Source organism: Actinophytocola sp., from assembly GCF_035942955.1.
Lineage (GTDB): Bacteria > Actinomycetota > Actinomycetes > Mycobacteriales > Pseudonocardiaceae > DASYTH01.
The window spans coordinates 1-5,120 of record NZ_DASZCQ010000341.1 but is presented as its reverse complement, the minus strand read 5'-3'; the positions used below and the strand labels follow the sequence as shown (position 1 = coordinate 5,120).

Annotated in this window: 4 protein-coding genes; all 4 read left to right on the top strand. The window is 76.2% G+C overall.

Translation table 11 applies throughout. From position 1 onward, the window contains the following. Positions 1-121: 121 nt before the first annotated feature. A complete protein-coding gene (locus VGX25_RS34170) occupies positions 122-964 on the top strand; it encodes a fibronectin type III domain-containing protein (RefSeq protein WP_326922121.1) in 843 nt (280 codons plus the stop codon). A gap of 5 nt (positions 965-969) precedes the next feature. Next, complete coding sequence (locus tag VGX25_RS34165; RefSeq protein ID WP_326922120.1) at positions 970-1,947, top strand: MoxR family ATPase; 978 nt, start codon at positions 970-972, stop codon at positions 1,945-1,947. Then, positions 1,944-3,101: a DUF58 domain-containing protein gene (locus tag VGX25_RS34160; RefSeq protein ID WP_326922119.1), complete on the top strand. Its 1,158-nt coding sequence runs from the start codon at positions 1,944-1,946 to the stop codon at positions 3,099-3,101. The genes VGX25_RS34165 and VGX25_RS34160 overlap by 4 nt, the downstream gene beginning before the upstream one ends. Positions 3,102-3,472: 371 nt before the next feature. Beyond that, the coding region (locus tag VGX25_RS34155; RefSeq protein WP_326922118.1) for a DUF3488 and transglutaminase-like domain-containing protein at positions 3,473-5,120 on the top strand (1,648 nt) is incomplete at its 3' end.

Here is a 5,120-nt window from a genome sequence, read left to right as displayed (position 1 = left end):
CCCACCGGACGGGCCGGGCCCCGGCGTGCCGGAACCCGGGCCGCCGGCCGGGCCGCCGTCGTCGGGGCCGCCGAGCTCGCCGCCCGGCATCCAGGGTCGGGCGCCGGCCATGCCGCCCGGTGTGACAATCATGCTGGCCGGCCGCGGCGCGACCGACCTGACCGTCACGATCAGCTGGGGCACGCCCGCGGACAACGGCGAGCCCATCACCGGCTACACCGTCGAAGCCACCGGCGGCTTCAACGGCGGCAGCCGCCGCGCCACGACCACCGGCACCAGCACGCAGCTGAGCTTTCCCTGTGCCGGCAGCACGTTCTGCGCCAACGGCCGGCTCGACGTGTCGGTCACCGCGACCAACCGGGCCGGCACCGGTCCCGCGGGCAACGCGACGTGGAACGTTCCGCTCGCGCCGCCGCCGGCCCCGACGACGACCACGAACCCCCCTCCTCCCCCGCCGCCACCACCGACCACCACGACGACGACCCCGCCTCCCCCGCCTCCCCCGCCTCCCGCGACGGTGCCGACCGAGGGCGCGGTCGTGATCTCGTCGATCTCCAACGTCGACCCGTTCACGCGGCGGCTCAACCTGGCCCCGCCGGCCGATTGGGCCAACCACGACGGCACCTGCACGGCGATCAACACGACGGTCGGTGACGACGTGCCGATCTCGTGCTCGGCAAGCTCGGTCGAGATGAGCGTCGACGTCGGCATCAACCGGTTCGTCATCCGGGCGACCGCCCGCGATGGCAGCCGCTCGGTGGTCTCCGCCGCGCGCAGCGTTTCGGTTCGGGATCCGGAGCCGACCTGCGGGAAGTACGCGTGCCTGCGGGCGAACAACGTCGTCGAGCTGTCGCCGACCCAGAAGTCGATCCAGTACGGGCCGGCCGGCGCCGGGCTTGGTCTGCTCGCGCTGGCCTTCCTGCTGCGGGTCCGGCGCCGGGACACCGACGGCGGTCAGCGGTGACGGCGGTGACCGGACCGGCGGTCGGTGAGCACGAGATCGCCGCGTTCCGGATCCTGCACGCCCAGGTGGCCGAGGCTGTGGAGACCGCGGTGCGGGGCAAGCGTTCCGTGGTGGACCTGGTGCTGGTGGCGCTGTTCGCCGGCGGGCACGTGCTGCTCGAGGACGTGCCGGGGACCGGCAAGACCACGCTCGCGCGGGCGGTGGCCGGCGCGCTCGGCGGCCTGTCCCGGCGGGTCCAGTTCACCCCGGACCTGCTGCCGTCCGACGTCACCGGCACCTCGGTGTACGACCCGAGGTCCGGGCAGGTGCGGTTCCGGCCCGGCCCGGTGTTCGCCAACGTGGTGCTGGCCGACGAGATCAACCGGGCGGCGGCCAAGACCCAGTCGGCGTTGCTGGAGGTGATGGAGGAGCGGACCGTCACCGTCGACGGCGTCGCGCACGCGGTCCCCGAGCCGTTTCTCGTCGTGGCGACCCAGAACCCGATCGACCTCGACGGCACCTACCGGCTGCCCGAGGCGCAGCTGGACCGTTTCATGCTGCGCACCTCCATCGGGTACCCGGCCCAGGACCACGAGCTGGACGTGCTGCGGCCGGGGAGCTCCGCCGGCCGCGTCGCCGGCGTTCCGACCGTCACCAGTCCGCAGATCGTGACCCAGTACGGCCGGCTACTGTCCACTTTGCACGTAGCCGAGCCGATCCTGCGCTATATCAGCGAGTTGGGCGTGGCCACCCGGTCCGCCCCGCGGCTGCGGCTCGGCGCGAGCACCCGCGGGCTGCGGGCGCTGGTCCGCTGCGTCCAGGTCTACGCCGCCGCCCAGGGCCGCCATTTCGTGGTCCCCGGCGACGTCCAGCGCCTCGCCGTCCCGGTCCTCGCCCACCGCCTCGTGCTCACCCGCGAGGCCCTGCTGGCCGGCGCCACCACCGAGGAGGTACTCGCCGAGGCCATCGCCGCCGTGCCGGTACCCCGGCCGACGGCGCCATGACCGGCCGGATCCGGCTGACTCCGCGCGGGGGCGGGGTGGTGGGGCTGGGCGTGCTGCTCGCCGGGCTCGGCTTCTGGTGGCGCTACCCGGGTCTGGCCGGTCTCGGGGTGGCGTTCGTGCTCATGGTGGCCGTGGCCGTCGGCACGGTGGTCACGCCCGCCAGGGTGCGGGCCGCGCGGACCGTGCGGCCGCGGACCGTGCACCGGCTCGGCGCGTGCACCGGCACCCTGGAGCTGACCAGCACGAGCCGGCGGCTTCCCGTGCAGCTCGACGCGGTCGACTCGGTGGGCGGCGCGCCGTTCTCGGTGGATGTCCCGCCGCTCGCGCCGGGCCGGACCACCGCCGTCGAGTACCGCATCCCGACCGCCCGGCGTGGCGTGCTGCCGATCGGACCGCTGCTGCTGCGCCGCCGCGGCCTGGCCGGGCTGGCCGACTCCACCGTCGAGCTCGGCTCGATCGTCGAGGTGCACGTGGTGCCCCGGGTCCTGCCGGTCCGCGGCCTGCCGGCCGGTGTGCGCCGCGGCCACGTCGGCGCCGACGAGCGGGTCGAGCGCGGCGGCACCGACCTGGTCGGCCTGCGCGAGTACGTGCCCGGCGACGACCTGCGCCGGCTGCACTGGGCCACCAGCGCGCGCACCGGAACCCTGATGGTGCGCGAGGACGCCGACCCCGCCCGCCCGCACCTGGCCGTGGTGCTCGACGACCGCGCGGCCGCGTTCGCCGACCCGGACTCCTTCGAGGACGCCGTCGAACTCGCCGCCTCGCTGCTCACCGCCGCCATGGCCGACGGCCACCCGGTCCGGCTGCTGTCGGTGTCGGGCGCCGTCGACCTCGAGGTCCCCGCGGGCGCGGCCGGCACCGGCGACGCCGACCCGGTCCTCACCGCCCTCGCCGACATCGCGCTCGCGGCGGAGTCGTCCGCCCCGTTCTCCGTGCCGGCCCGCGACCTCGACGTGGTCGCCGTCGTCTCCGGCGCCGCCGCCGACCCAGCCCCGCTCATGCTGGAAGCCGGCCGGGCTTCGGTGGGCGTCGTGCTCGTCGTCGACCCGGCGACCGATGGCGTGCCGATGTCCGCCGTCGGGTCCGTGCTCGTCCTCCGCGCGCCGCGGGTCGAGGACCTTACCGGGCTCTGGGACACGGTGGTCGCCCGATGACCGCGCCGGACCCCGGTTATCCCCAACCACCCCGGTTGTCCACAACGGACCCAAACTCGATCATGGCGGCTTCGCGGGCCGGTAAACTGCCCACGAACCCACCCCCCACCCCAGAACGGGGTGGGGGCTACCCGGAGTCGGGTGGGGATGATCTTGGGGCGTTCGCGGGCGATCGTGGCTCGGTGGTGGGGAATCGGGGATCGGCCGGGGGCCGGGCGGAGTCGGGCTCGCGCGGGGCGGGGGCCGGGTCGGGGACAGCGGGCGCGGGGGCGCCGGCGGGCCGGGTTGGTGGGGGCTGGGCGCGGCTGGTGTGGTCGGCTCTGGTGCTGGCCGTTGGCGCGGTGCAGTTGGCGGCGGGGTGGGTGGGGGGTGTGGCCGCGGGGGTTTTCCTGGGGGCGGTGGCGGTCACCTACGGGCTGGTGCTCGGGGCGCGGGCGGTGCGGGTGCCGGCGGGGTTCACGGTGGTGGGGGTGCTGGGGTTGGCCGTGGGCGGGGGGTATTACGCGTCCGGGGCGGCGGCGGTGGGGCCGGTGGAGGCGGTCATCGACTCGGTGCCGCGCTTGTTGACGGCGCCGCGGCCGGCGCCGGCGACGCCGGAGTTGTTGGCGCCGGGGGCGTTGCTGGTCGTCGTGGTGGCGTTGGTGGTGGCCGTGTCGGTCGCCGGGGGTGGGCGGGCGCTCGTCGTGCCGGCGGTGGGCGGGGCGGTGCTGTACACGGCGGCGGCGTTGCTGACCGCGGGGCGGGGGGATCCGTACGGGCTGGGGGCGCTGGGGTTGGTGGTGGTCACCGGGCTGGGGTGGGTGCTTGTCGAGCGGGGGGCCCGGGTTGCGGCGGCGGGGGCGGTGACCGTGGTGGGGGCGGCGGCGCTGGTGGCGGGTGTGCTGCCGCTCGGCGACGGGTTCGAGCCGCGGGAGTTGGTGACGCCGCCGGTGACGGAGCTGCCGGTGGCCAGCCCGTTGCCGCAGTTGGCGTCCTGGGCGGCGGCCGGGGACGACGAGCTGTTCCGGGTGCGGGGGCCGCAGGTGCCGCTGCGGTTGGTGGCGTTGTCGGACTACACGGGGGCGACGTGGCGTGCGGCGTCGCTGTACGGGCCGATCGGGGCGGTCGCTCCGGTGGGGCTGCCGGACGGGGTGCGGTCGGCGGAGTCGAGCGTGGAGATCACGATCGCGGGGCTGGCGGGGCCGTGGCTGCCGACGGCGGGGCGGCCGGTGGCGACGAGCGCGGGGGGCGCGGTGGTGGATCCGGACTCGGGATCGATGGCGTTGCCGCAGTGGCAACCCGGGTTGCGCTACTCGGTTCGGTCCACAGTGGACGCGCCGGACGACGCGGATCTACTCGACGCCGGGGTGCCGGGCGGGGAGGCGGCACGGCGCTACCTCGCGCTGCCCGGATTGCCGTTCTCGCTCGCGGAGTATGCCCGGCGCACGGTCGTCAACGCGCGCACGCCGTTCGAGAAGGCGGTGGCGATCGAGGAGGTGGTGCGGGGCAGGCGGACGCTGGACGCGGAGGCGCCGGTCGGGTCCTCGTACGCCAGGCTGGAGTCGTTCCTGTTCGGGGCGCCGGGCGCCAACGAGGGCACGGCCGAGCAGTTCGCGTCGGCGTTCGCGGTACTGGCGCGGGCGGTGGGGTTGCCGTCGCGGGTGGTGGTGGGCTTCCGGCCGGTGCGGCCGGGGCCCGACGGGGTCGCGGTAGTGCGGGCGGCCGACGCCACCGCGTGGCCCGAGGTGTACTTCGCCGGGTGGGGGTGGGTGCCGTTCGATCCGGTGTCCGGCAACGAAAGCGGGGCGAGCTCGGCCTCCCGCCGCCAGGTGGTCAACCGGCTGGCCTCGCCGACGCCGACCCCGTCGACGCCGGCCACGACCGGTGCGCCGCTGCCCGTGCCGGTGCCGGGCGCGCCGGGCGCCGCCGCACCCGGCGCACCGGCCGAAGAACCCTGGTACGGCTTGATGTTCCTCGGCTTGGCGCCGATCGCGGTCGCCGCGCTGCTCGGCGCGCTGCGGGCGGGCCGGCGGGCGCGGC